This window comes from Oceanispirochaeta sp. M1, from assembly GCF_003346715.1.
GTDB lineage: Bacteria > Spirochaetota > Spirochaetia > DSM-2461 > DSM-2461 > Oceanispirochaeta.
Window position 1 is genome coordinate 1 of sequence record NZ_QQPQ01000133.1, and the last position, 1,020, is coordinate 1,020.

At 41.8% G+C, this 1,020-nt stretch carries 2 protein-coding genes; both read left to right on the top strand.

Translation table 11 applies throughout. The features are described 5' to 3' along the window. Positions 1-251: IS66 family insertion sequence element accessory protein TnpB (gene tnpB, locus DV872_RS26135; protein WP_147283285.1), on the top strand; the 251-nt coding region annotated here is incomplete at its 5' end. A gap of 30 nt (positions 252-281) precedes the next feature. After that, positions 282-1,020, top strand: a 739-nt coding sequence (locus DV872_RS26140; protein ID WP_147283286.1) for a transposase, incomplete at its 3' end; no start/stop codon positions are given.

The window sequence follows — 1,020 nt, forward strand, 5'->3', positions numbered from 1 at the left end:
ATATGGAGCTTAATCCATTCTCATCTTCCATTTTTCTATTCTGTAATCGGGAAAGGAAGATCCTGAAAGCCCTTTACTGGGATAACAATGGATTCTGTTTATGGCAGAAGAAGATAGAGAAAGAGACTTTTCCCTGGCCAAAGGATGAAGCCGAGGCTCAGAATATTACTTATGAACAACTGAAGCTTCTGTTATCAGGAATCGATTTCTGGAAGGCTCATAAAACACTGAACTACTGTGAAGTATTATAATTCCCGGGAATACCATAGACTCCTTATCAGATGTCAGAATCAGGATTGCCCGAGAGCCCAGAAGAACTAAAGAAACTCATTGAGGAACTCCAAGAGCAGAACAATACTCTTCTGACAGATAACAATACTCTTCTGAATAAGAATGAACGACTCAAGGAACGAGTTAAACTTCTGGAGGATCATATTTTTGCGAGAAGAAGTGAAAAATGGACTGTCCTTGATAAACATCAGATGTACCTCTTTGATGAGGCCGAGGCAGTCATCTCTGAAGACCCTTCTGAATCTGGAGAATCTGATGAATCAGATGCACAAAAAGGGAAATCGAAGAAAAAAGGCCGAAAACCCATATCGGCAGATATTCCCAGAGAAAAAGTGCTGTATAGTCTAAGTATTGGAGAGAGAACATGCCCTTGCTGTGGTAAATTACGTCCGATAATTGGTTATGAAACTTCTGAAGAACTGGAATATATTCCAGCACAGATTAAAGTGAAGGTTCATGAGCGGGAAAAGTGTGGTCCTTGCAACTGTGGAGACTTTGAGGATTCTGAAGAGGCTCCCATCATTACAGCAAAGGCTCCGCCCCGAATTATGCCAGGGAGCATTGCCTCTGCCAGTCTGCTGGCATTTATCATCACAGGGAAGTATTGTGATTCTCTCCCTTTCTATAGACACGAGAGGATCTTTAAGAGGCTGGGTGTCGATATCAGCCGGACAAATATGTGCAACTGGACAATCAAAACAGCCTTAAAATGCTCAGATCTTATTGATC